The 22,714-nt window shown below is 62.3% G+C and carries 19 protein-coding genes, 3 tRNA genes, 2 rRNA genes and 3 pseudogenes (1 of these 27 running past the window's edge); 13 read left to right on the top strand and 14 right to left on the bottom strand.

From position 1 onward, the window contains the following. Positions 1–17 precede the first annotated feature (17 nt). Positions 18–1,390 (bottom strand): annotated as a pseudogene (gene gorA / locus BGI51_RS17750) (glutathione-disulfide reductase). 127 nt (positions 1,391–1,517) lie between these two features. After that, positions 1,518–2,348: a UTP--glucose-1-phosphate uridylyltransferase GalU gene (gene galU, locus BGI51_RS17745; protein WP_133861817.1), complete on the bottom strand. Its 831-nt coding sequence runs from the start codon at positions 2,346–2,348 to the stop codon at positions 1,518–1,520. A gap of 227 nt (positions 2,349–2,575) precedes the next feature. On the opposite strand from galU, the gene BGI51_RS17740 reads away from it, so the two are divergent. Next, on the top strand, positions 2,576–3,070 hold the full coding sequence (locus BGI51_RS17740) for a hypothetical protein (RefSeq protein ID WP_133861818.1): 495 nt from the start codon (positions 2,576–2,578) through the stop codon (positions 3,068–3,070). A gap of 151 nt (positions 3,071–3,221) precedes the next feature. Then, a complete protein-coding gene (locus BGI51_RS17735) occupies positions 3,222–3,596 on the top strand; it encodes a hypothetical protein (protein WP_187979177.1) in 375 nt (124 codons plus the stop codon). On the opposite strand, the gene BGI51_RS17730 is transcribed toward BGI51_RS17735, so the two are convergent. The 3 genes and pseudogenes from BGI51_RS17730 to BGI51_RS17720 all read right to left on the bottom strand — a co-directional run bounded on the left by BGI51_RS17730 (position 3,562) and on the right by BGI51_RS17720 (position 5,833). Further along, positions 3,562–3,918, bottom strand: a complete 357-nt coding sequence (locus BGI51_RS17730) for an antibiotic biosynthesis monooxygenase family protein (RefSeq protein ID WP_187979176.1) — start codon at positions 3,916–3,918, stop codon at positions 3,562–3,564. The two genes, BGI51_RS17735 and BGI51_RS17730, sit on opposite strands and share 35 nt — an antisense overlap. Further along, a pseudogene (locus BGI51_RS17725) lies at positions 3,915–4,618 on the bottom strand (CTP synthase C-terminal region-related (seleno)protein). The gene BGI51_RS17730 and the pseudogene BGI51_RS17725 overlap by 4 nt, the downstream one beginning before the upstream one ends. A 177-nt stretch (positions 4,619–4,795) precedes the next feature. Continuing rightward, on the bottom strand, positions 4,796–5,833 hold the full coding sequence (locus BGI51_RS17720) for an NADP(H)-dependent aldo-keto reductase (RefSeq protein WP_187979175.1): 1,038 nt from the start codon (positions 5,831–5,833) through the stop codon (positions 4,796–4,798). Positions 5,834–6,026: 193 nt separating this feature from the next. On the opposite strand from BGI51_RS17720, the gene BGI51_RS17715 reads away from it, so the two are divergent. From BGI51_RS17715 to tcyN, 5 genes are all read left to right on the top strand, one after another. Then, a complete protein-coding gene (locus BGI51_RS17715) occupies positions 6,027–6,680 on the top strand; it encodes a 7-cyano-7-deazaguanine/7-aminomethyl-7-deazaguanine transporter (protein WP_187979174.1) in 654 nt (217 codons plus the stop codon). A 68-nt stretch (positions 6,681–6,748) separates the two neighbouring features. Beyond that, positions 6,749–7,741: a D-cysteine desulfhydrase gene (locus BGI51_RS17710; protein WP_187979173.1), complete on the top strand. Its 993-nt coding sequence runs from the start codon at positions 6,749–6,751 to the stop codon at positions 7,739–7,741. Positions 7,742–7,853: 112 nt separating this feature from the next. Then, entirely contained in the window at positions 7,854–8,651 is a 798-nt protein-coding gene (gene tcyJ, locus BGI51_RS17705; protein ID WP_187979172.1) for a cystine ABC transporter substrate-binding protein, read from the top strand. Beyond that, the gene (gene tcyL, locus BGI51_RS17700) at positions 8,648–9,322 is read left to right on the top strand and encodes a cystine ABC transporter permease (protein WP_187979171.1); all 675 of its coding nucleotides are present in this window, start codon (positions 8,648–8,650) and stop codon (positions 9,320–9,322) included. Before tcyJ ends, tcyL begins: the two co-directional genes overlap by 4 nt. Beyond that, positions 9,319–10,083: an L-cystine ABC transporter ATP-binding protein TcyN gene (gene tcyN, locus BGI51_RS17695; protein WP_187979170.1), complete on the top strand. Its 765-nt coding sequence runs from the start codon at positions 9,319–9,321 to the stop codon at positions 10,081–10,083. The genes tcyL and tcyN overlap by 4 nt, the downstream gene beginning before the upstream one ends. On the opposite strand, the gene epsC is transcribed toward tcyN, so the two are convergent. Beyond that, entirely contained in the window at positions 10,074–11,018 is a 945-nt protein-coding gene (gene epsC, locus BGI51_RS17690; RefSeq protein WP_007161852.1) for a serine O-acetyltransferase EpsC, read from the bottom strand. The two genes, tcyN and epsC, sit on opposite strands and share 10 nt — an antisense overlap. Positions 11,019–11,134: 116 nt before the next feature. Here epsC and sseA point away from each other — a divergent pair, with 116 nt between their 5' ends. The 6 genes and pseudogenes from sseA (at position 11,135) to BGI51_RS17660 (ending at position 15,840) form a co-directional block, all read left to right on the top strand. Beyond that, positions 11,135–11,986, top strand: a complete 852-nt coding sequence (sseA, locus tag BGI51_RS17685; RefSeq protein WP_187979169.1) for a 3-mercaptopyruvate sulfurtransferase — start codon at positions 11,135–11,137, stop codon at positions 11,984–11,986. Positions 11,987–12,144: 158 nt separating this feature from the next. Then, positions 12,145–12,708: an alkyl hydroperoxide reductase subunit C gene (gene ahpC, locus BGI51_RS17680; protein ID WP_187979168.1), complete on the top strand. Its 564-nt coding sequence runs from the start codon at positions 12,145–12,147 to the stop codon at positions 12,706–12,708. 83 nt (positions 12,709–12,791) lie between these two features. After that, complete coding sequence (ahpF, locus tag BGI51_RS17675; protein ID WP_187979167.1) at positions 12,792–14,351, top strand: alkyl hydroperoxide reductase subunit F; 1,560 nt, start codon at positions 12,792–12,794, stop codon at positions 14,349–14,351. A gap of 213 nt (positions 14,352–14,564) precedes the next feature. After that, positions 14,565–15,229: pseudogene (locus BGI51_RS17670) on the top strand (gamma-glutamylcyclotransferase). Beyond that, positions 15,226–15,453 (top strand): TIGR02450 family Trp-rich protein, encoded by a 228-nt coding sequence (locus BGI51_RS17665; RefSeq protein WP_133861831.1) that lies wholly within the window; start codon positions 15,226–15,228, stop codon positions 15,451–15,453. Before BGI51_RS17670 ends, BGI51_RS17665 begins: the two are co-directional and overlap by 4 nt. Positions 15,454–15,579: 126 nt before the next feature. Further along, entirely contained in the window at positions 15,580–15,840 is a 261-nt protein-coding gene (locus BGI51_RS17660) for a hypothetical protein (RefSeq protein WP_007161858.1), read from the top strand. 42 nt (positions 15,841–15,882) lie between these two features. Here BGI51_RS17660 and BGI51_RS17655 read toward each other — a convergent pair. The 8 genes from BGI51_RS17655 to BGI51_RS17620 all read right to left on the bottom strand — a co-directional run. Further along, positions 15,883–15,969 (bottom strand) — tRNA-Leu (locus tag BGI51_RS17655). 107 nt (positions 15,970–16,076) lie between these two features. Continuing rightward, positions 16,077–16,150: transfer RNA gene (locus BGI51_RS17650), tRNA-Cys, on the bottom strand. A gap of 36 nt (positions 16,151–16,186) precedes the next feature. After that, a tRNA-Gly gene (locus BGI51_RS17645) sits at positions 16,187–16,262 on the bottom strand. A gap of 60 nt (positions 16,263–16,322) precedes the next feature. Continuing rightward, a complete protein-coding gene (gene pgsA / locus BGI51_RS17640; protein ID WP_133861891.1) occupies positions 16,323–16,883 on the bottom strand; it encodes a CDP-diacylglycerol--glycerol-3-phosphate 3-phosphatidyltransferase in 561 nt (186 codons plus the stop codon). A 31-nt stretch (positions 16,884–16,914) separates the two neighbouring features. Then, the gene (uvrC, locus tag BGI51_RS17635) at positions 16,915–18,741 is read right to left on the bottom strand and encodes an excinuclease ABC subunit UvrC (RefSeq protein WP_133861892.1); all 1,827 of its coding nucleotides are present in this window, start codon (positions 18,739–18,741) and stop codon (positions 16,915–16,917) included. 1 nt (position 18,742) lies between these two features. After that, complete coding sequence (gacA, locus tag BGI51_RS17630; RefSeq protein WP_133861893.1) at positions 18,743–19,387, bottom strand: response regulator transcription factor GacA; 645 nt, start codon at positions 19,385–19,387, stop codon at positions 18,743–18,745. A 743-nt stretch (positions 19,388–20,130) separates the two neighbouring features. Next, a 5S ribosomal RNA gene (gene rrf, locus BGI51_RS17625) occupies positions 20,131–20,246 on the bottom strand. 158 nt (positions 20,247–20,404) lie between these two features. Continuing rightward, a 23S ribosomal RNA gene (locus BGI51_RS17620) occupies positions 20,405–22,714 on the bottom strand; it runs 582 nt beyond the window's last position.

Raw genomic sequence — 22,714 nt, 5'->3', positions numbered from 1 at the left:
AGTGGCGAGGCGCCCGATCAGCGCGCCTCGTCCTCGCGAACCGGTTTGCGCATGGTGACCCACTCTTCCGCAGCCGTGGGATGGATGCCCAGGGTGTCGTCGAAGCAAGCCTTGGTCGCCCCGGCCTTGAGGGCAATGGCCAGGCACTGGATCTGCTCGCCGGCATCCGGTCCCACCATGTGGCAGCCCAGTACCTGATCGCTGTCGGCATCCACCACCAGCTTCATCAGGGTGCGCTCCTGGACATCGGTCAGGCTGAGCTTGGTCGGCCGGAAGCTGCTCTGGAAGATCTTCAGCCGATGGCCACGTTCGCGGGCCTCTTCCTCGCTCAGGCCGATGCTGGCCAGGTTGGGCAGGCTGAAGACCGCACTGGCGATCAGGTCGTAGTTCAACGGGCGATAGCTGTCCGGATTGAACAGGTGCCGCGCCAGGGTCATGCCCTCGGCCAGGGCCACCGGGGTCAGTTGCACCCGGCCGATGACGTCGCCGATGGCGTAGATCGACGGCTCGGTGGTCTGGAAGGTCTCGCCGACCTCGATGAAGCCCCGCGCATCCAGGGCGACCCCGGTGTTTTCCAGCCCCAGGTCATCCAGCATCGGTCGGCGGCCGGTGGCATAGAACACGCAATCGGCTTCCAGCACCCGATCATCCTTGAGCGTCACCTGCAGGCTGCCATCGGCGGCCTTGTCGATCCGCGCCACGTCGGCATTGAACTGCAGGTCATGGCCACGTTTGAGCATCTCGTCGCGCAGGTGCTCGCGCACGCCCTGGTCGAAGCCGCGCAGGAACAGCTCGCGGCGATACAGCAGCGTGGTGCGGGCGCCCAGGCCCTGGAAGATCGAGGCGAATTCCACGGCGATGTAGCCGCCACCCACCACCACCACCCGCTTGGGCAGCTCCGGCAGGTAGAAGGCCTCGTTGGAGGTGATGGCGTGCTCACGCCCGGGGAAGTCCGGCACGTCCGGCCAGCCACCCGTGGCGATGAGGATGCGTTCGCAGCGATAGCGCTGGCCTTCAACCTCGACGGTATGGGGATCGAGGATGCGGGCATGGGCTTCCAGCAGGGTAACCCCGCTGTTGACCAGCAAGGCCCGGTAGATGCCGTTCAGCCGGCGGATCTCGTGGTCCTTGCTGGCGACCAGGGTATTCCAGTCGAAGGCCGGGACCTCGGCGTCCCAGCCATAGCCACGGGCCTGGCGGAATTCGTCACGAAAGGAGGCACCGTAGATGAAGTATTTCTTGGGCATGCAGCCCACGTTGACGCAGGTGCCGCCGAGGTAGCGGCTTTCCGCGACTGCCACCCGGGCCCGAAGTCGGCGGCGAAACGCGCCGCGCGCACGCCGCCCGAACCGGCGCCTATCACGAAGAGGTCGAAATCAAAGGTCGTCATGGAGCTCTCTCTCTGCAGCTGCTGGCGCCAGCATAACGCAAGGCCACCCCGGACAGCGGCGCGGATGGCCAACCGCCAGAAACGACAAGGCCACCCGCAGGTGGCCTGGTCCAGTGCACAGGGCGTCTTACAGTGCCTTGTACAGATGCTCGAAGCAGAAGTTGGTGGCTTCGACGAAGCCTTCCGCGCTGCCGCAGTCGAAACGCTGACCCTTGAATTTGTAGGCCAGTACGCAACCGTCCTGGGCCTGCTTCATCAGGGCGTCGGTGATCTGGATCTCGCCACCCTTGCCCGGCTCGGTCTGCTCGATCAGGTCGAAGATGTCCGGGGTCAGGATGTAGCGGCCGATGATCGCCAGGTTGGAAGGGGCATCTTCCGGCTTGGGCTTCTCGACCATGTTGTTCACGCGGTAGATGTCGTCGCGGATCATCTCGCCGGCGATCACGCCGTACTTGTTGGTCTCGTTGGCCGGGACTTCCTGGATGGCCACGATCGAGCAACGGAACTGGTTGTACAGCTTGACCATCTGCTTGAGGACGCTGTCGCCGTCCAGGTTCAGGCAAAGGTCGTCCGCCAGCACCACGGCGAAGGGCTCGTCACCGATCAGCGGGCGGCCGGTCAGGATGGCGTGGCCCAGGCCCTTCATTTCCACCTGACGGGTGTAGGAGAAGGTGCAGTTGTCGATCAGCTTGCGAATGCCGACCAGGTACTTTTCCTTGTCGGTGTTCTTGATCTGGCTTTCCAGCTCGTAGCTGATGTCGAAATGGTCTTCCAGCGAGCGCTTGCCACGACCGGTGACGATCCCGATCTGATGCAGGCCCGCCTCCAGAGCTTCCTCCACGGCGTACTGCACCAGCGGCTTGTTCACAATGGGCAGCATTTCCTTGGGCATGGCCTTGGTCGCAGGGAGAAAACGAGTGCCATAGCCGGCTGCCGGAAACAGACATTTGGTGATCATGGGAGTCCTTTGATCTGTACGTGAAGGCAAAACGAACGGCGGTCTATCCAGCCGCTTGTCGCATACAATGCCCGAAGCGCGCGACGCTGGAAATAGCCAGGCATGGGCGCTCTGTGGACGTGCGGATACGACTCCAGGATTGCCTTCGGGTTCTGCGCAAAGCCGCAAAGAACTGCTATCGTCCAAAGTTTGGAACCAGCGTCACGACTCCGCGGATAGATCTCGACATGAAGAAATGGATGCTACCGTTGCTGTGTGTTTCCCTCGCCGGCTGCTCCCTGGGCGGTCACCACGAGGCAGCGGAAACGCGGCCACTGAGCGCGGAACAGACCACCCTGCTGCGCCAGAACGACCTGTTGCAGGCCAAGCTGCTGGTCCTGGGTGGCAGTGAGGAACAGCTCAAGCTCGCGGATGCCCTGCTCCTGCGCAATGGCGGCACCAGCGCCGATGGCGAGGTGGAATTCTATCGGGCGGTAATCGCCATCAAGCAGGGTCCGCAGACCGACGATGTCCTGGAATTGCTGAACGCCTCCGCCGATCATCGCTATCCGCTGGCCTATGCCCTGCTCTATCGCATGTACACCGACCCCTTCCTGGTGCCCGAGGCGGATCCGATCCAGGCGCAGACCTACAAGAGCGCCTATGGCGAGCTGGCGGTCGCCAAGAGTGGCTACCCGTCCTTCGACAAGGCCCTGGAAGTCACCCGCCAGCTGGCGCCCTGAAGCCGCCCCTCTAGCCGGCCGCTTTTGCGGCCGTTCACAGTCTGGCACTGGCGAATGAGCAGCCGTTGACCTTTCCTTCATGTGAATGATGTCAATTGGCCGCACGACGGTAGCATCGAACCTCTACCGTCCGCCGCCCAGAGCCATTCCCATGTCCTCGATTGGCAAGCTGTCACCCGATATCGTTGCCGTCCGCACCGTGACGCAGCGGCTCGTCCTGCTGCTGATCGGGTTCTTCGCGCTGGCCATCCTGTTGACGCGGCTGCCGACCTTCATCAACGCGGCCAGTGGCGAGACCTGGCAGATCCGCGGTGGCCAGATTCCGCTGATGCAGTATCCCGCCATGCCGGAACGCAGCCTGGTCGCCAACCGCCAGCTGATCGTCATGCTCGAGCCGGGTAATCGCATCCTGGTCCTGGACAGCGCGCCCTTTCGTCCCTGGAAGAAAGTCATGCTGATCGGCGAAGACAGCCGCATCGGCTGGATTCGCGTCACTCCGGCCCTGGGCGCGATCCGTCTGGAATGACACCGGCCCCGGACCGCGACGACAGCAGTCGCATGACCCGGGTGTCATGCCAGCGATACCAGCGTTCATGGCCCAGCCGCTGCGCCTGCCGATGTTCCGGATGGGCACCCCAGGCCGCGACCGCCGCCTGGTCGGTCCAGTAGGACAGGGTGATGCCCCGGCCGTCGGCGCCGCGTACCGACTCCATGCCGAGAAAGCCCGGTTGCGCCTGCGCCAACTCCACCATGCGCGCGGCCATCCGCTCATAGTCGGGATCTTCGTCCGTGCGCTGCGAGAGGAAGGCGATCACCACGCAGTCCTCGGGCAGCTCCAGCCGGTTCATGCCCGTAGGCTCCGTGTCGCGACCACCGCCTCCAGCCAGGCGCGCACCACCGAGGGGACCCGACCGGCCAGCGCCTCCCGCTCGGGCTGATAGAGGGTGCCGAAATAACAGGGATGGCTTTCCAGTTCGAACGCCGCGGGTAGCCCTTCTTCATCCCAGGCGAGGACGCGCCAGCCGGCAGCGAGCAAGGTCGGCAGATAGGCGGGATTTACCCCGAAGCGACAGCGATAGGTGGCCTCGACCCGTTCGGCGCCGGCCGCCTCCGCCAGGCGCGAACCCGGCAGCAGCCGGAGTTGATTCTGCACCTCGATGCGGGCGCAGCTCAGGGGCGTGAGCACCGCGCGGGTCGCCAACGGATCGTCTTCACCGTGGGCGGCGTCCGTCCAGCCCAGTACTGACTGGACGTACTCCAGGAGCGCGTACTGCAGCCCGCCACAGGTACCCAGAAAGGGAATCCGCTGTTCGCGGGCCGTGCGCAGAGTCGCCAGCACCCCTTCACGATGGCGATAGGGACTGCCGGGCACGCACCAGAGGCCGTCGCAGTGGGCAAGGGCGCCATCGGCTTCTACAGTCGGCAGCCAGCGGGAACTCAGCGTGACACCCAGCGCCATGGCCGTCAGCGCCAGGGCCTGGGGATGGCCTGGTGGGCAACGATGGATGCATCCTGGTCACCCAGGAGCACGATTTCATACGACGTCATGACGGACACCTGCAGGCGTGGAAGGTCCGACTGACTCTAGGCCTTCGGGGCCACGGTTTTAATAGGCGTCGCGGACAGCAGCCCTTGCGCCCATGCCCTGTTGGTCACGGCCGCCTTTCGCCGCGCGCAAGAAAACGCCCGGTACAACGGCTGTACCGGGCGCCGGATACCACGCGATCAGGGCGCCGGATTGGGCTGGTCGACGTGGATGGCTTCGATGGCGGCCAGGGTTTCCCGGTCCAGCACCAGCTCGCTGCTCGCCAGGTTGCTTTCCAGCTGGGCGAGCGAGGTGGCGCCGATGATGTTGCTGGTCACGAAAGGCCGACTGGTGACGAAGGCCAGGGCCATCTGCGCCGGATCCAGACCGCGTTCCCGGGCCAGCTCGACATAGGCCTGGGCGGCGCGCTGCGTCTGCGGATTGCTGTAGCGCTGGAAGCGTTCGAACAGCGTCAGTCGCGCGCCCTCCGGACGTGCGCCCTGCAGGTACTTGCCCGCCAGCACGCCGAAGGCCAGTGGCGAATAGGCCAGCAAGCCTACCTGCTCGCGGATGGCCTGCTCGGCCAGACCCACCTCGAAGCTGCGATTGAGCAGGTTGTAGGGATTCTGGATCGAGACCACCCGCGGCCAGCCACGGGTCTCGCTCAGGTGCAGGAATTGCTGCACGCCCCAGGGCGTTTCGTTGGAAAGCCCGACATGGCGGACCTTGCCTGCCTTCACCAGGCTATCCAGGGCTTCCAGGGTCTCTTCGAGGGGCGTGAAGTCGGCATCGCTGTGCTCGTAGCCCAACTGGCCGAAGTAGTTGGTCCGCCGATCCGGCCAGTGCAGCTGATAGAGATCCAGATAGTCGGTGTTCAGACGCTGCAGGCTGGCGTCCAGCGCCGCGGTGAGATTGGCCCTGGTAAAGGCCAGACCGCCATTGCGGATATAGTCCATGTCGCGTCCCGGACCGGCCGCCTTGCTGGCCAGTATCCAGTCGGCGCGATCGCCATGCTGGCGAAAGTAGTTGCCGATGATGGTCTCGGTACGGGTGTAGGTCTCGGCGCGCGGCGGCACCGGATACATCTCCGCCGTGTCGATGAAGTTGACCCCGGCGGCCTTGGCGGCGCGCAACTGCTCGAAGGCCTCGGCCTCGGTGTTCTGCTCACCCCAGGTCATAGTGCCCAGCGCAATGGCGCTAACCTGGAGGTCGGTACGACCCAGCGATCGAAAGTGCATCTGGAAGCTCTCTGTCGGTGCGGAAGTCGTACAAGTTAACAGGCGGCTGCCTGGTCTGCCCATCGGTCCGATGAGGCTGCCGATCCGACGCCGACCGGCGCGACCTCGCCAGGTGCCCCGTATATCCGTAGAATGTCGCCCCGCCTCCGCGCCCTGGGTTCCCTCACCCCAGGTAACCAAAAAAGGACTGCCCATGTCTGCCTTGCTTGCCACCCCGCAGCGTGCCCTCGTGGCCGCGCTCGTCGCTTTCCACATCCTCATCATCATCGCCAGCAACTATCTGGTGCAGTTGCCGCTGCAGCTGTTCGGCTGGCACACCACCTGGGGTGCCTTCAGCTTCCCCTTCATCTTCCTGGCCACCGACCTCACCGTGCGGGTGATGGGCAAGGCGGCGGCGCGTCAGGTTATCGCCCGGGTGATGCTGCCGGCGCTGTTGGTCTCCTATGGGGTTTCCGTGCTGTTCCAGGACGGCAGCTTCCAGGGCTGGACGGCGCTGGCCGCCCTCAATGTCTTCGTCCTGCGCATCTCCCTGGCGAGCTTCTGCGCCTATGTGCTTGGCCAGTTGCTCGACATCCAGGTGTTCGACCGCCTGCGGCGCTCGCGCCACTGGTGGCTGGCGCCGACGGTCTCGACCCTGTTCGGCAACGCCCTCGACACCCTGGCGTTCTTTTCCATCGCCTTCTGGCGCAGCGACAATCCCTTCATGGCCAGTCATTGGCCGGAGATCGCCCTGGTCGACTACGGGGTCAAGCTGACGGTCAGCCTGCTGCTCTTCGTGCCGCTCTACGGCGTGCTGCTGCGCTCCCTGGTACCCCAGGCCTGGGCACGGCGCCCGGACCTCGCCTGAGTGCAGGATTGCTGCCAGGCGCGGCTTGCCCCTAGAGTGAAGCCCCCTTCACTGCCCCGAGTTCCGCCATGCTCGCCACCGCCCTCGCCCGCTTTCCGCGCCTGACGCTGCAATCCTCGGCGACCCCGCTGGAGCTCCTGCCGCGACTGTCGGCAGAGCTGGGCCGACCGGTCTACTGCAAGCGCGACGACGCCACCAGCCTGGCCCTGGGCGGCAACAAGGTGCGCAAGCTGGAGTACCTGGTCGCCGCGGCGCTGGCCGCCGGCGCCGACACCCTGGTGACCGCCGGCGCCATCCAGTCCAATCATGTCCGTCAGACTGCAGCCGTCGCCGCGCAGCAGGGGCTGGCCTGCGTCGCCCTGCTGGAAAATCCCATCGCCACCACGGCTCCCGGTTATCTGCACGGCGGCAATCGTCTCCTGCTCGAACTCTTCGGCGCCGAGGTCAGGGCCGTCGCCGCCCTCGATGATCCGGTCAGCCAGCTGGAAGCCGCAACCGAGCGCCTGCGCCAGCAAGGGCGCAAGCCCTGGGTGATTCCCATTGGCGGCTCCAGCGCCCTGGGCGCCCTCGGCTACGTCCGTGCCGGCCTGGAACTCGACGCTCAGCTGCACGAACTGCAGCTGCAACCCGCTGCCGTTATCCTCGCCTCCGGCAGTGCCGGCACCCAGGCCGGTCTGGACCTGGCCCTCCACCAGCTGCGACCGGAGTTGCCGGTGATCGGGGTCACCGTCTCCCGCACCGAGGCCGAACAGCTGCCCAAGGTCGCCCTGCTGCGGCAACAGCTGGCCGAGCTGTTGGGCGTCGCCCCGCCTCAGGATCCGCCGCAGCTGCGTGATGGCTATTTCGGTCCCCGCTATGGCGAACCCAATCCCGGCACCCTGGCGGCCATCCGCCGGCTGGGCCGGCTGGAAGGTCTTGTGCTCGACCCGGTCTACACCGGCAAGGCCATGGCCGGCCTGCTGGACATGGTAGCCACCGGCGCGCTGCCGCCCGGCCCCCTGGTATTCCTGCACACCGGCGGAGCCCCGGGTACCTTCGCCTATGGCGACTGGTTGGCGTGATCGGCTAGCCAAGTCCCTGGGCGATGGCATAACGTCAGCAGTTTTCGGACTTGGGATGTCAGAACAGACACCCCCATAGTGGCGCACCCTCATAACCTCAAGGATTTCCTCCATGCGCAAAGCTCTCCCCCAGCGTCTGTTCCGTAGCGCCGCCCTGCTGCTCGCCCTGGGCCTGGCCCACCAGGCCACCGCCCAGGCCGAAGATCTCCTGCAGACCGTCAAGCAGCGTGGCGAACTGGTCGTCGGCCTGGAAGGCACCTATCCGCCCTTCAGCTTCCAGAACGAACAGGGCCAGCTGACCGGCTTCGAAGTGGACTTCGCCAAGGCGCTGGCCAAGGAACTGGGCGTCGACGCCAAGATCCAGCCCGGCAAGTGGGATGGCCTGCTGGCAGCCCTGGAATCCCGTCGCCTGGACGTAGTGATCAACCAGGTCACCATCAGCGAGGAGCGCAAGAAGAAATACGATTTCTCCACCCCCTACACCGTCTCCGGCATCCAGGCCCTGGTGCGCAAGGACGATGTGGACAGCATCAAGACTGCCGCCGACCTCGCCGGCAAGAAGGTCGGCGTCGGCCTGGGTACCAACTACGAGCAGTGGCTGCGCCAGAATGTACCCAAGGCGGACGTGCGCACCTACGAAGACGATCCGACCAAGTACCAGGATCTGCGCGTCGGCCGTATCGACGCCATCCTCGTCGACCGCCTGGCCGCCCTGGAATTGCTGGCCAAGACCAAGGACAAGCTGGCCCTGGCCGGTGAGCCTTTCAGCCGCCAGGAATCGGGCATCGCCGAGCGCAAGGGCGATCCGGAATTCCATGCCGCGGTCGACCAGGCCATCGCCAAGCTGCGCGCCGACGGCACCCTGGCCAAGATCTCCGAGAAGTGGTTCAAGGCTGACGTCACCCAATGAGCGACACGCTACAGCTCCTGCTCGATTCGCTGCCCTTCCTGCTGAAGGGCGCGATCTGGACAGTGGTCCTGAGCCTCGGCGGCATGTTCTTCGGACTGCTGCTGGGCTTCGGCCTGGCCCTGCTGCGCCGCTCCCGGAGTCTGCCGCTGCGTAGCCTGGCGCGGCTGTACATCTCGTTTTTCCGGGGTACGCCACTGCTGGTGCAGCTGTTCGTCATCTACTACGGCCTGCCCGAGCTCGGTCTCCAGCTCGATCCGCTGCCGGCGGCGCTGATCGGCTTCTCGCTGAACATGGCGGCCTACACGGCGGAGATCATCCGCTCGGCCATCGGCGCCATCGACCGCGGCCAGTGGGAAGCCGCCGCTAGCATCGGCATGACGCCCCTGCAGACCGTGAGGCGCGCCATCCTGCCCCAGGCGCTGCGGATCGCCCTGCCACCGCTCGGCAACAGCTTCATCTCGCTGGTCAAGGACACCTCGCTGGCGGCCACCATCCAGGTGCCTGAGCTGTTCCGCCAGGCCCAGCTGATCACTGCCCGCACCTTCGAGATCTTCAGTATGTACCTGGCCGCAGCGCTGCTCTACTGGGTGCTGGCCAGCCTGCTGTCCACCCTGCAGAATCGCCTGGAGCGACACTACGGGCGTCACATCAACGAGCGAGGCCCGTCATGATCGAGGTGCAGGGACTCTCCAAGTCCTTTCAACAGCAGACCGTGCTCCAGGCCATCGACCTCCAGGTGGCCCAGGGCGAGGTGGTCGCCATCATCGGCCCCAGCGGCTCGGGCAAGACCACCCTGCTGCGCTGCCTCAATCTGCTGGAGACGCCGGACGCCGGCAGTATCCGCCTGGGTGAGCTGCGTATCGATGCCAGCCGGCCGCTCAAGGCCCAGCAGGGCACCATTCGCCAGTTGCGCCAGAGCATGGGTTTCGTCTTCCAGAACTTCAATCTGTTTCCCCATCGCACCGCGCTGGAGAACGTGATCGAAGGGCCTATCATCGTCCAGGGCGAAGCGCGCGAGACCGCCAGCGCCCGCGGTCGCGAGCTGTTGGCCAAGGTCGGGCTGGCCGACAAGGCGGATACCTATCCCGGGCAGCTGTCGGGTGGCCAGCAACAGCGGGTCGCCATCGCCCGGGCGCTGGCCATGCGTCCCCAGGCCATCCTCTTCGACGAACCCACTTCGGCGCTGGATCCCGAGCGGGTCGGCGAGGTGCTCGAGACGATCCGCGGGCTGGCCCAGGAGGGTCGTACCCTGGTGATCGTCACCCACGAGATGGCCTTCGCCCGTGACGTCGCCCACCGGGTGCTGTTCATGGACGCTGGCCGCATCGTCGAACAGGGCCCGGCAGCCGAGCTGTTCAATCAGCAGCGTGAAGAACGAACCCGGCGCTTCCTGGCCAAGTTCGTTCGCGACAGCGCCGCCGACTACTCCTGAGCCAGGCCGGCACAGCCCTGCAGGCTGGCCTGGCTGACGTTGCTGTTGGCCGGCACGCCATGGGTCAGCCAGACGTTGCCGCCAATGGTCGAACCCTGGCCGATGGTGATGCGCCCGAGGATGGTCGCCCCGGCATAGATCACCACGTCGTCCTCGACGATGGGATGGCGCGGGTGGCCCTTCTTGAGATTGCCCTCGGCATCGGCCGGGAAGCGCTTGGCACCGAGGGTCACAGCCTGATAGATGCGCACCCGGTCGCCGATGATGCAGGTCTCGCCGATCACCACGCCCGTGCCATGATCGATGAAGAAGCCTTCGCCGATCTGGGCGCCCGGGTGGATGTCGATCCCGGTCGCCGAATGCGCCCGCTCGCTGACCATCCGCGCCAGCAGCGGCAGGCCGCTGCGATAGAAGTGATGGGCGATGCGGTGATGGATCATGGCGTAGATGCCCGGATAGCACAGCAGTACCTCGTCCACGCTGCGCGCAGCGGGATCGCCCTGGTAGGCGGCGATCACGTCGGTATCCAGCAGGCGGCGCAGATCCGGCAGCGCCAGGGCAAAGGCCTGTACCAGCCGGCGCGCCTCATCGGCACGATTGACGCCGTTCTCGCCACGCTGCTTGGCGAAATAGTCCAGCTCCAGCTTCGCCTGGATCACCAGGGCATTGAGCGCTCGCTCCAGCTCGAAGCCGACATAGAAGTCCTCGCTTTCCTGGCGCAACTGATCCGGCCCGAGGCGCAGCGGAAAGAGCGCCCCGCTGAGGGATTCGATCACGCTGGCCATGACGCTGCGCGACGGCAGCTCGCGGCCACTGAATTCGCGAAAACGTCCATGGGTCTCGCGCCATTGACTGCGCGCCTCATGCAGTTCACCGACGATGCGCCCTAGTTGCCAGTCGTTGCCGCCCGTGGATTGCCCGTTAAGTTCGCTCATAAGTCATCTATCCAGTTGCCAGGTCGCCGAGGATAAAGTATCCGCTGGTCCCTGACAGCCCACGTCGCGCCAGGCGCGCTAAGCTGTCGCCCTTTGCCCATCAAGGAGCGCCACCCATGATCGCTTCCCCGCTGGTCACCGTCGCCTGGCTGCACGAGCAACTTGGTCGCCCGGACCTGCTGATCCTCGATGCCAGTCTCTATCTGCCCAATGAACCCCAGATCGCCGACGAAACCTATCGGCAGCAGCACATCCCCGGCGCCCTGCGCTTCGATATCGAACACTTCTCCGACCCGGACACCGCGCTGCCGCACATGGTCCCCAGCGCCGGACGCTTCGCCCGCCTGGCCGGCGAACTGGGCGTCACCCCGGAGACCACCCTGGTCGTCTACGACCAGAAGGGTCTCTTCTCCGCCGCCCGGGCCTGGTGGCTGTTCCGCCTGTTCGGCCATGACCAGGTGCTGGTGCTCGATGGCGGCCTGCCGCTCTGGCGTGAACAGGGCCTGCCGCTGGAGGCCGGTGAAAACCTGCCCAGCCCGCAGCCACCCTACCCCGTCATCTTCAACAACCGCCTGCTCTGCGGCCTGGGCGATGTGCAGACCGCGCTCAGCGTGGGCCAAACCCAGGTGCTCGACGCGCGCGGCGCCAAGCGCTTCACCGGCGAGATCGCCGAGCCGCGCCCGGGCGTTGCCTCCGGTCATATGCCCGGCAGCCAGAATCTGCCCTACGACAGCCTGTTGACCGACAACGGCACCCTGTTGCCACCCCAGGAGTTGCGGCAGCGCTTCCAGGCCCTGGGTATCGATGGCCTGCATCCGGTGATCACCAGCTGCGGCAGTGGGGTCACCGCCACGGTGCTGCTGCTCGCCCTCAGTGTCGCCGGCTTTCCGGATGGCCGACTCTATGACGGTTCCTGGAGCGAATGGGGTCAGCATCCCGCCACGATCAAGGCCCTGGGCGCTGCCTGAGGTTTGGCTAAGGTACTGATTTCCTTCATAACCTGTAGTATCCGATAGAGGCGCCTAATCGCCAGCATCGCCTTTAACAATGAGGTGAATCGTCAAACTGCGATTAGTATGCGTCCTATCGATTTCAACCCTGACTTAAACCCATCAAGGAGTCATCAATGTCCCTGATCAACACCGAAGTGAAGCCTTTCACCGCGACTGCCTACCACAATGGCAAATTCGTCCAGGTGACCGAGGCCGATCTGAAGGGCAAGTGGTCCGCCATCGTGTTCTACCCGGCTGACTTCACCTTCGTGTGCCCCACCGAGCTGGAAGACCTTGCTGACCTGTACCCCGAGTTCCAGAAGCTGGGCGTAGAGATCTATGGCGTGTCCTGCGACACCCACTTCGCCCACAAGGCCTGGCACGACACCTCGGAAGCCATCAAGAAGGTCAAGTACCCGCTGGTAGGCGATCCCACCGCTCGCCTGGCACGCAACTTCGAAGTGCTGATCGAAGAAGAAGGCCTGGCCCTGCGCGGCACCTTCCTGATCAACCCGGAAGGTCAGATCAAGCTGTGCGAAATCCACGACAACGGTATCGGCCGTGATGCCAGCGAACTGCTGCGCAAGGTCCGCGCCGCCCAGTACGTCGCCAACCACCCGGGCGAAGTCTGCCCGGCCAAGTGGAAAGAAGGCGAAGCGACCCTGACCCCCTCGCTGGACCTGGTCGGCAAGATCTAACGCCCGCCTGATCTAGCCCGAGCGCCCGGGCGCCTTGCCCGCGCGCTCTTTTTTTGCCCATTTTTTACGGAAGCCACGTCGCCATGTTGGACGCAAATCTGAAAGCCCAGCTCAAGACCTACCTCGAACGCGTCACGCGCCCCATCGAGATCGTCGCGTCCCTCGACGATGGCGCGAAGTCCCGTGAAATGCACAGCCTGCTGCAGGATATCGCCAGCCTGTCCGATCAGGTCAGCCTCAGCACCGACGGCAGCGATGAGCGTCGTCCCTCCTTCGCCCTGCTGACCCCCGGTCAGAACATCGACCTGCGCTTCGCCGGTCTGCCCATGGGCCACGAATTTACGTCCCTGGTCCTGGCCCTGCTCCAGGTTGGCGGTCATCCGTCCAAGGCCAGCCAGGACGTCATCGAGCAGGTCAAGGCCCTCGACGGCGACTACCAGTTCGAAACCTATTTTTCCCTGTCCTGCCAGAACTGCCCGGACGTGGTGCAAGCCCTGAATCTCATGGCCGTGCTCAATCCCCGGGTCAAGCACGTCGCCGTCGACGGCGCCCTGTTCCAGGACGAAGTCGAGCGCCGCCGGATCATGGCCGTGCCCAGCGTCTACCTGAACGGCGAACCCTTCGGCCAGGGCCGCATGGGCCTGGAAGAGATCGTCGCCAAACTCGACACCGGCGCCGCCGCCCGCTCCGCCGACAAGCTCAAGGCCAAGGACGCCTTCGACGTCCTGGTCATTGGTGGCGGCCCCGCTGGTGCTGCAGCAGCCGTCTATGCCGCGCGCAAGGGCATCCGCACCGGCGTCGCCGCCGAGCGCTTTGGCGGCCAGGTGCTGGACACCCTCGCCATCGAGAACTTCATCTCCATCAAGGAGACCGAAGGCCCGAAGCTGGCCATGGCGCTCGAAGAGCACGTCAAGCAGTACGAAGTCGACATCATGAACCTGCAGCGCGCCGAGCAGCTGATTCCGGCCCACGACGCTAGCGGTCTGCACGAAGTACGCTTCGCCGATGGTGGCTCGCTCAAGGCCAAGACGCTGATCCTTGCCACCGGTGCCCGCTGGCGTGAGATGAATGTGCCGGGTGAGCAGGAATACCGTAACCGCGGCGTAGCCTACTGCCCGCACTGCGACGGTCCCCTGTTCAAGGGCAAGCGCGTCGCCGTGGTCGGCGGCGGCAACTCGGGAGTCGAGGCAGCCATCGACCTCGCCGGCATCGTCGCCCAGGTGACCCTGATCGAGTACGACGGCCAGCTGCGTGCCGACGCCGTGCTGCAGCGCAAGCTGTTCAGCCTGCCCAACGTGACCGTCATCACCAGTGCGCTCACCAGTGAAGTCAAGGGTGACGGCCAGAAGGTCAACGGCCTGGTCTACAAGGACCGCAATTCCAGCGAGTTCCACCATATCGACCTAGAAGGCGTCTTCGTGCAGATCGGTCTGGTACCCAACACCGACTGGCTCAAGGGCACCGTGGAGCTGTCGCCACGTGGCGAGATCGAAGTGGACGCGCGCTGCCAGACCTCCCTGCCTGGCGTGTTCGCGGCGGGCGACGTCACCACCGTACCCTACAAGCAGATCATCATCGCCCTGGGCGAAGGCGCCAAGGCCTCCCTGGCCGCCTTCGATCACCTGATCCGCACCAGCGCCTGATCGATCTGACGCTCCACTCCAAGCCCGACATCTGTCGGGCTTTTTTTCGGCTGGTGATTTTTGCCAAGGCGTTGGCATGGTTCTCGCTGCAACCTAACCAGGCGTCATAAAGATGGGCACGAACGGTCTAGGAGTTCTTCCCGGACTTTCGTTAGGATCTTAGTGCCGGGTCCCTAGACCTGGCAGCTCCAGCGGTAGAGGACCAGGCAATATATGCACAGACAGATTTCTTCCAGCATCCACGACTCCTATCCCCCCAAGCTGGCGCCCGCCACCCCGCTCACCCATCCGGAACTCGTAGCCTCTCTGGAGGCCACCCTGGCCCAACGCCAACCCGGCCCGGTGTGGCTGTTCGCCTATGGCTCGCTGATCTGGCGCCCCGAGTGCCCCGCGGTCGACGTTCGCCGGGCGCGGGTGCACGGCTATCACCGCGGTCTCTATCTCTGGTCCCAGCTGCATCGCGGCACCCCGAACAACCCGGCCTGGTACTGGGCCTGGATCGCGGCGGCTCCTGCTCGGGCTTCGCCTACCAGTTGCCCGATGATCAACTGGACGACCATCTGCTGGCCCTCTGGAAACGCGAAATGCCGGATGGCTCCTACCGTCCTCGCTGGCTGCAATGCCACCTGGAAGACGGCAGCAAGATCCAGGCGCTCGGCTTCGTGCTGAAACGCAATCTCCCCTGCTATGCCGGCAGCCTGTCCGACGACATCCTCAATCGCGTCCTGACCGAAGCCTGCGGCCATTTCGGCACCACCCTGGAGTACGTCGAACGCACCATCACGGCGCTCAGGGCTCACGCCATGCCCGATCGCAACCTGGAAGCCCTGCTGCAGCGCTATCGCAGCGCACCGCTGCTGGAGGCCATGCAGGGATGAAGCAACGCCAGATCAATCCCAGCAAGCTGCTGCTCAGCAAATGGACGGCCGTCCAGCCACGCGAACGGCAAAAGCATTTCATCGTGACACGGGTGCATACCCCGGAAGTCGAGACCGACCCCATATCGCAGATAGATATACAAGCCGTTCTCACTCGTCGTACCTGGACGCTGGACTGGCACGAGTTGCAGGATGCAGAATGCTGGCTGCAAGGCTGGCAATAAAACTCCGAAAGCAGGGCCGGAATTTTGCGACTAGCATCGCGATATGACGGCACGTTTCTGCAAAGGTGAAACCCTGTAGCAGCCAATGCTGTCACAGTGCCACCTTTGAACAGGAAGCTCTTCCGGATGACCCTCTATGTCGAACTCGCCAGCGCCTTCAACACCCTGAAAGGCGGATTCGAACCCCTGCGCTGCGTTATCTCCACGCGAGATCAACGTGCCTACGATGTCGAGGTCTTCTCTCGTAGCGGTCAGTCGGTACTCAATCGCCCCATCGCCCGCACCGAATTGCTCGACGCGGCCATGCTCGAAGCCTTCATCCTCGACAGCCGCTCACGCATCGAGCGCGACGCGGATGAAACACCCTACTGGACGATTCCCTCCTAAACGAAAAAGGCCACTCGAACAGGAGTGGCCTTTTCATTTGAATGGTGCCCGAGGCCGGAATCGAACCGGCACGACCGTTAAGTCGAGGGATTTTAAGTCCCTTGTGTCTACCAGTTTCACCACTCGGGCAGAACCGAATCCTCAGACGACCGGATTCGTAGAACCTGATCCAGTATTCACACATCCCTGGATGATGAAAAGCCCCGTAGACCAGGGATCTACGGGGCTCTCAATAGTGGAGGCCGAGGTCGGAATCGAACCGGCGTACACGGATTTGCAATCCGCTGCATGACCACTCTGCCACCCGGCCTCAAACCTGAATGTCTTGCGACACTCATGTAAAACATGGAGCGGGAAACGAGACTCGAACTCGCGACCCCGACCTTGGCAAGGTCGTGCTCTACCAACTGAGCTATTCCCGCTTGGTGACGGGCGCCATTCTATCTGAGCCACCCTTCATGTCAAGCCATTGATTCAAAAACTTATTTCTTTTTCTCGGCGCTCATCAGATGCGGCCAGGCCGCCATCAGATAGGTGCACATGGACCACAGCGTCAGCGCCGCCGCGACGATAAGCAAGGCGTAGCCGCTGATGACCCAGAAGGTCATCTGCGGCGGATTGGCCAGCAGGATGACCAGGGCCAACATCTGCGCCGCAGTCTTCCATTTGCCCAGATTGGAGACCGCGACCTGGGCACGGGCACCCAGCTCGGCCATCCACTCCCGCAACGCCGATACGACGATCTCGCGCCCGACGATGATGACGGCGGGCAGCGTCAGCCAGGCGTTGGCGTGCTCCTGTACCAGCAACACCAAGGCCACGGCGACGATGAGCTTGTCCGCTACCGGATCCAGAAAGGCACCAAAGGGCGTGCTCTGCCCCAGCCGCCGCGCCAGATAACCATCCAGCCAGTCGGTCGCACAGGCGATCGCGAAGACGGTGCTGGCGGTCCAGTAGCTCCAGTGGACCGGCAGGTAGAACAGGATGACGAACAGGGGAATGAGGAAGACGCGCAGTACGGTAAGCAGATTTGGAATATTCATTGGCGCGGCTATTGGTGAACGTGAGGCGATTCTACTCGCTGTGCAAGGCGGCATAAATCTGCTCGGCCAGCTTTTTGCTAATGCTGGGCGCTTTGGCAATTTCCTCGATGCTGGCGCGCTGCAATTCGCGGAGCCCACCAAAGTGCTTCAAGAGCTCCTGCCGGCGCTTGGGTCCGATGCCAGCGACCTCTTCCAGAGAGGAGGTCCTGCGCGCCTTGCCGCGACGTGCGCGATGCCCGGTAATCGCGAAACGGTGCGCCTCATCGCGGATCTGCTGAATGAGGTGCAGCGCGGGCGAATGAGCCGGCAGGGTGAATTCGTTGGAGGGATCGTCCAGATAGAGGACCTCGAGGCCGGGCTTGCGGGTGACGCCTTTGGCCACCCCCAGCAAAACCAGATCCGGTACGGCGAGCTCCCTCAGCACCTCACGGGCCATGGCCAGCTGGCCCTTGCCGCCATCCACCAGCAAGATATCTGGCAACTTGCCCTCGCCCGCTTTCAACCGACTGAAGCGACGCGTCAGCGCCTGATGCATCGCCGCATAGTCATCGCCGGCCGTTACGCCTTCGATATTGTAACGACGATAATCCGATTTGAGCGGTCCCTCCGGCCCGAAGACCACACAGGACGCCACGGTCGCCTCGCCACTTGAATGACTGATATCGAAGCATTCCAGCCGTTGCGGTGGTTCGGGCAGATCCAGCGCCTGGACCAGGGCGTCGAAACGCACACCCATGTGCTGCCGATTGGCCAGACGTGTATTCAACGCCTGCTCCGCATTGGTTACCGCCAGCTGCTGCCAGCGTGCCCGAGTCCCGCGGACGCGATGCGCGATGACCAATTGCCGCTTATGGACTTCGGCAAAGGCGTCGATCAGCGTAGCGAAGTCCTCATGGACGGAATTGACGATGATCTCATCCGGCAGATCCCGTTCCAGGTAAGCGAGATAGTACTGCTCCAGGAAGGCGACCAGCACCTCACTGGAATCCTCCTCGATTCCCACCTCCGGAAAGAAATTCTTGCTGCCCAGCACCCGACCACCGCGGACACTGACCAGGTGGACACAGGCACCACCCGGGTTGACGAGCGCAGCGATGACATCGACGTCGCCGGTGCCTCCCTCGATACTCTGCTGGTCCTGGACACGCCTGACCAAGGCCACCTGATCGCGCAACTCGGCAGCACGCTCGAATTGCAGATTGACCGAGGCACTCTCCATCTTGACTTGCAGCTCTTCGGCCAGGGCATTGCTGCGCCCCTCGAGAAACATGGCGGAATGGCGAACGTCCTCGCCATATTCCTGCTCACTCACCAACGCAACGCAGGGTCCTTTGCATCTCTTGATCTGGTATTGCAGACAGGGCCGCGTGCGATTGCGGAAATAGTTGTCATCACACTGGCGCACCTGGAAGGCTTTCTGCAGCAGATTGAGACTTTCGCGGATGGCACCGGCACTGGGATAGGGCCCGAAATAGCGTCCCTTTCCTCTCTTCTCGCCGCGGTGAATGGTCAGCCGAGGATACTTATCCTCGGTGGAAAGATAGACGTAGGGGTAGGACTTATCATCCCGCAACAGGATGTTGTAGGGCGGACGCCACTGCTTGATGAGGTTTTGTTCCAGCAAGAGCGCTTCGGTCTCGTTGCCCGTGATGGTGGTCTCGATCTGGGCGATCTTGGACACCATGGAAGCCGTCTTGGGCGCCAAGCCGGTCTTTCTGAAGTAACTCGAAAGGCGGTTCTTGAGGTTCTTTGCTTTACCTACATAGAGGAGCTTGCCGCCCTCATCGAACATCCGGTAGACACCCGGACGTCCACTGCAACCGGATAAAAAGGCCGCAGCATCGAAAGATTGACTCATATCAACTCGTTGCATCTACCATGCCGTGGCGAACGGCCAACATGGCCAGTTCGACATCGCTGGTAATCGATAATTTCTCGAAGATCCGATAGCGATAGGTGTTGACGGTCTTGGGCGACAAACAAAGCTTGTCGGAAATGACCTGGACTTTCTGGCAGCCCGCGATCATCAGCGCGATCTGAATCTCACGCTCGGACAGCTGATCGAACGGCGATGCTTCGGCCTTGGACTGGAAGGGCTTCAAGGCGAGCTGCTGAGCAATCTGCGCACTGATATACCGCCGACCGGCAAAAGCCTGCTTGATGGCGGTGATCATCTCTTCGATGTCAGCCCCCTTAGTCAGATACCCCGCAGCGCCCGCCTGGAGCAGACGTGTCGGAAAGGGATCTTCCTCACAGGCCGTGACGACAACCACCTTCAGGTCAGGCCGAGTGCGCAAGAGCTTGCGCGTAGCTTCCAGCCCACCAATACCGGGCATACGGACGTCCATCAAGACGACATCCGGCTCAAGTTCACGGGCCAGCATCAATGCATTTTCGCCACTGTCTGCCTGGCCGACGACCTGGATTCCTGCTACATCCGCGAGCATCCGTACGATGCCGGTACGAACAAGATCATGGTCGTCGACAACTAGCACCTTGATCAAAATCGAATCCCCTTCGCTTGCGCTTTCATCGCTTGCGTCACCTGAGCACCTGTCCGCGGATCCTAACGTTCAAGGAATAGGATCCTGGGCCACGCTAGAAATTTGGTTGGTCATGCAAAGAAAAAAGGGGTACGACGCTTCGCACCCCTTGCCTACCGGCCTTAGGCCATTGGGCATTGTATACCGAAAAGGTTAAGGAAAATGTACTAGATCAGAATCATTCCCGGTCAGGTTACCGGTGGTTATGAGGATTCTCTGGCAGGCTGCTGCAGTCGATCTCGGCCAACGTAGTTTTGCCAACTCGCTATATCGGCAGCGCACGCTCGACAGCTGCACAAGTAACCGGATAACCGGAGCCTGCCCTGATGGCCATTTTTCCAGGCCTGTCATGCCTGCGGCGACCTCAAGGCGCTGGGCTTCGCAAGCTCAACCCAACCTACGATAATTCTGTGCCGCGCTTCCAACACAACAGCCCGGCGCAGCCAGGCTGTTGTGCTCTTGCGGACTTGAAGCAGCACTCGCCTAGCAGGGCACTGCTCCAGCGCCGCCGCCGCGCCCTTTGGTCCCCTCTCCCCCGGGGAGAGGGCTAGGGTGAGGGCACCCTCAGCGACGCAACTTTCAGGCGTCCGCTAGCCAATTAGCTGCTCCCAGTCCTCAAGCCCCTGACGCCCGGTCAAACTTTCCTCGCCCCAAAGACAACACCCCCGCCAGAGTGAACTGAGCGGGGGTGCTGGGTGTTAGGCGCTTGACGATGACCTACTCTCACATGGGGAAACCCCACACTACCATCGGCGATGCATCGTTTCACTTCTGAGTTCGGGAAGGGATCAGGTGGTTCCAATGCTCTATGTTCGTCAAGCAATTCGGTTGGCTGACCAGGCGATGAGGCTGCCTGGCTGGCCCAATTGGGTCTGTGATCGAAGTAGACAACTCGTCTTGGGTCTTGCGAACCCACGCGCCGTTTTCGGCGTCGTCTTCCTCACGCTCTGACACGCGGTCAGATTGTTTGGGTGTTATATGGTCAAGCCTCACGGGCAATTAGTATCGGTTAGCTCAACGCCTCACAGCGCTTACACACCCGACCTATCAACGTCGTAGTCTTCGACGGCCCTTCAGGAAGCTCAAGGCTCCAGTGAGATCTCATCTTGAGGCAAGTTTCCCGCTTAGATGCTTTCAGCGGTTATCTCTTCCGAACATAGCTACCCGGCAATGCCACTGGCGTGACAACCGGAACACCAGAGGTTCGTCCACTCCGGTCCTCTCGTACTAGGAGCAGCCCCTCTCAAATCTCAAACGTCCACGGCAGATAGGGACCGAACTGTCTCACGACGTTCTAAACCCAGCTCGCGTACCACTTTAAATGGCGAACAGCCATACCCTTGGGACCGGCTTCAGCCCCAGGATGTGATGAGCCGACATCGAGGTGCCAAACACCGCCGTCGATATGAACTCTTGGGCGGTATCAGCCTGTTATCCCCGGAGTACCTTTTATCCGTTGAGCGATGGCCCTTCCATACAGAACCACCGGATCACTAAGACCTACTTTCGTACCTGCTCGACGTGTCTGTCTCGCAGTCAAGCGCGCTTTTGCCTTTATACTCTACGACCGATTTCCGACCGGTCTGAGCGCACCTTCGTACTCCTCCGTTACTCTTTAGGAGGAGACCGCCCCAGTCAAACTGCCCACCATACACTGTCCTCGATCCGGATAACGGACCAGAGTTAGAACCTCAAGATTGCCAGGGTGGTATTTCAAGGATGGCTCCACGCAGACTGGCGTCCACGCTTCAAAGCCTCCCACCTATCCTACACAAGCAAGCTCAAAGTCCAGTGCAAAGCTACAGTAAAGGTTCACGGGGTCTTTCCGTCTAGCCGCGGATACACTGCATCTTCACAGCGATTTCAATTTCACTGAGTCTCGGGTGGAGACAGCGCCGCCATCGTTACGCCATTCGTGCAGGTCGGAACTTACCCGACAAGGAATTTCGCTACCTTAGGACCGTTATAGTTACGGCCGCCGTTTACCGGGGCTTCGATCAAGAGCTTCGCTTGCGCTAACCCCATCAATTAACCTTCCGGCACCGGGCAGGCGTCACACCCTATACGTCCACTTTCGTGTTTGCAGAGTGCTGTGTTTTTAATAAACAGTCGCAGCGGCCTGGTATCTTCGACCGGCATGAGCTTACGGGGTAAACCCTTCACCCTCACCGGCGCACCTTCTCCCGAAGTTACGGTGCCATTTTGCCTAGTTCCTTCACCCGAGTTCTCTCAAGCGCCTTGGTATTCTCTACCCGACCACCTGTGTCGGTTTGGGGTACGGTTCCTAGTTACCTGAAGCTTAGAGGCTTTTCCTGGAAGCATGGCATCAACCACTTCTCCTTCTAAAAGAAGGATCGTCATCAGCTCTCGGCCTTAACTGTCCGGATTTACCTAAACAGTCAGCCTACCACCTTAAACTTGGACAACCAACGCCAAGCTGGCCTAGCCTTCTCCGTCCCCCCATCGCAGTAACTAGAAGTACGGGAATATTAACCCGTTTCCCATCGACTACGCCTTTCAGCCTCGCCTTAGGGACCGACTCACCCTGCGTCGATTAACGTTGCGCAGGAACCCTTGGTCTTTCGGCGTGCGAGTTTTTCACTCGCATTGTCGTTACTCATGTCAGCATTCGCACTTCTGATACCTCCAGCAAGCTTCTCAACTCACCTTCACAGGCTTACAGAACGCTCCTCTACCGCATCACCAAAGGTGATACCCGTAGCTTCGGTGCCTGGTTTGAGCCCCGTTACATCTTCCGCGCAGGCCGACTCGACTAGTGAGCTATTACGCTTTCTTTAAAGGGTGGCTGCTTCTAAGCCAACCTCCTAGCTGTCTAAGCCTTCCCACATCGTTTACCACTTAACCAGGACTTTGGGACCTTAGCTGACGGTCTGGGTTGTTTCCCTTTTCACGACGGACGTTAGCACCCGCCGTGTGTCTCCCATGCTCGGCACTTCTGGGTATTCGGAGTTTGCATCGGTTTGGTAAGTCGGGATGACCCCCTAGCCGAAACAGTGCTCTACCCCCAGAGTGATACATGAGGCGCTACCTAAATAGCTTTCGAGGAGAACCAGCTATCTCCGAGCTTGATTAGCCTTTCACTCCGATCCACAAGTCATCCCCTGCCTTTTCAACGGAAGTGGGTTCGGTCCTCCAGTCAGTGTTACCTAACCTTCAACCTGCTCATGGATAGATCGCCCGGTTTCGGGTCTATTCCCAGCGACTAAACGCCCTATTAAGACTCGCTTTCGCTACGCCTCCCCTATTCGGTTAAGCTCGCCACTGAAA

This window comes from Pseudomonas oryzihabitans (assembly GCF_014522265.1).
Lineage (GTDB): Bacteria > Pseudomonadota > Gammaproteobacteria > Pseudomonadales > Pseudomonadaceae > Chryseomonas > Chryseomonas aestiva.
Note: the sequence above shows the minus strand (reverse complement) of the source record. Positions and strands in the feature narration are given on the sequence as shown.

Bases quoted from the DNA above. Each gene is read 5' to 3' on its own strand.
- galU (WP_133861817.1), bottom strand. From the start codon at position 2,348: ATGATCACCAAATGTCTGTTTCCGGCAGCCGGCTATGGCACTCGTTTT.
- BGI51_RS17740 (WP_133861818.1), top strand. From the start codon at position 2,576: ATGAAGAAATGGATGCTACCGTTGCTGTGTGTTTCCCTCGCCGGCTGC.
- BGI51_RS17735 (WP_187979177.1), top strand. From the start codon at position 3,222: ATGTCCTCGATTGGCAAGCTGTCACCCGATATCGTTGCCGTCCGCACC.
- BGI51_RS17730 (WP_187979176.1), bottom strand. From the start codon at position 3,918: ATGAACCGGCTGGAGCTGCCCGAGGACTGCGTGGTGATCGCCTTCCTC.
- BGI51_RS17720 (WP_187979175.1), bottom strand. From the start codon at position 5,833: ATGCACTTTCGATCGCTGGGTCGTACCGACCTCCAGGTTAGCGCCATT.
- BGI51_RS17715 (WP_187979174.1), top strand. From the start codon at position 6,027: ATGTCTGCCTTGCTTGCCACCCCGCAGCGTGCCCTCGTGGCCGCGCTC.
- BGI51_RS17710 (WP_187979173.1), top strand. From the start codon at position 6,749: ATGCTCGCCACCGCCCTCGCCCGCTTTCCGCGCCTGACGCTGCAATCC.
- tcyJ (WP_187979172.1), top strand. From the start codon at position 7,854: ATGCGCAAAGCTCTCCCCCAGCGTCTGTTCCGTAGCGCCGCCCTGCTG.
- tcyL (WP_187979171.1), top strand. From the start codon at position 8,648: ATGAGCGACACGCTACAGCTCCTGCTCGATTCGCTGCCCTTCCTGCTG.
- tcyN (WP_187979170.1), top strand. From the start codon at position 9,319: ATGATCGAGGTGCAGGGACTCTCCAAGTCCTTTCAACAGCAGACCGTG.
- epsC (WP_007161852.1), bottom strand. From the start codon at position 11,018: ATGAGCGAACTTAACGGGCAATCCACGGGCGGCAACGACTGGCAACTA.
- sseA (WP_187979169.1), top strand. From the start codon at position 11,135: ATGATCGCTTCCCCGCTGGTCACCGTCGCCTGGCTGCACGAGCAACTT.
- ahpC (WP_187979168.1), top strand. From the start codon at position 12,145: ATGTCCCTGATCAACACCGAAGTGAAGCCTTTCACCGCGACTGCCTAC.
- ahpF (WP_187979167.1), top strand. From the start codon at position 12,792: ATGTTGGACGCAAATCTGAAAGCCCAGCTCAAGACCTACCTCGAACGC.
- BGI51_RS17665 (WP_133861831.1), top strand. From the start codon at position 15,226: ATGAAGCAACGCCAGATCAATCCCAGCAAGCTGCTGCTCAGCAAATGG.
- BGI51_RS17660 (WP_007161858.1), top strand. From the start codon at position 15,580: ATGACCCTCTATGTCGAACTCGCCAGCGCCTTCAACACCCTGAAAGGC.
- pgsA (WP_133861891.1), bottom strand. From the start codon at position 16,883: ATGAATATTCCAAATCTGCTTACCGTACTGCGCGTCTTCCTCATTCCC.
- uvrC (WP_133861892.1), bottom strand. From the start codon at position 18,741: ATGAGTCAATCTTTCGATGCTGCGGCCTTTTTATCCGGTTGCAGTGGA.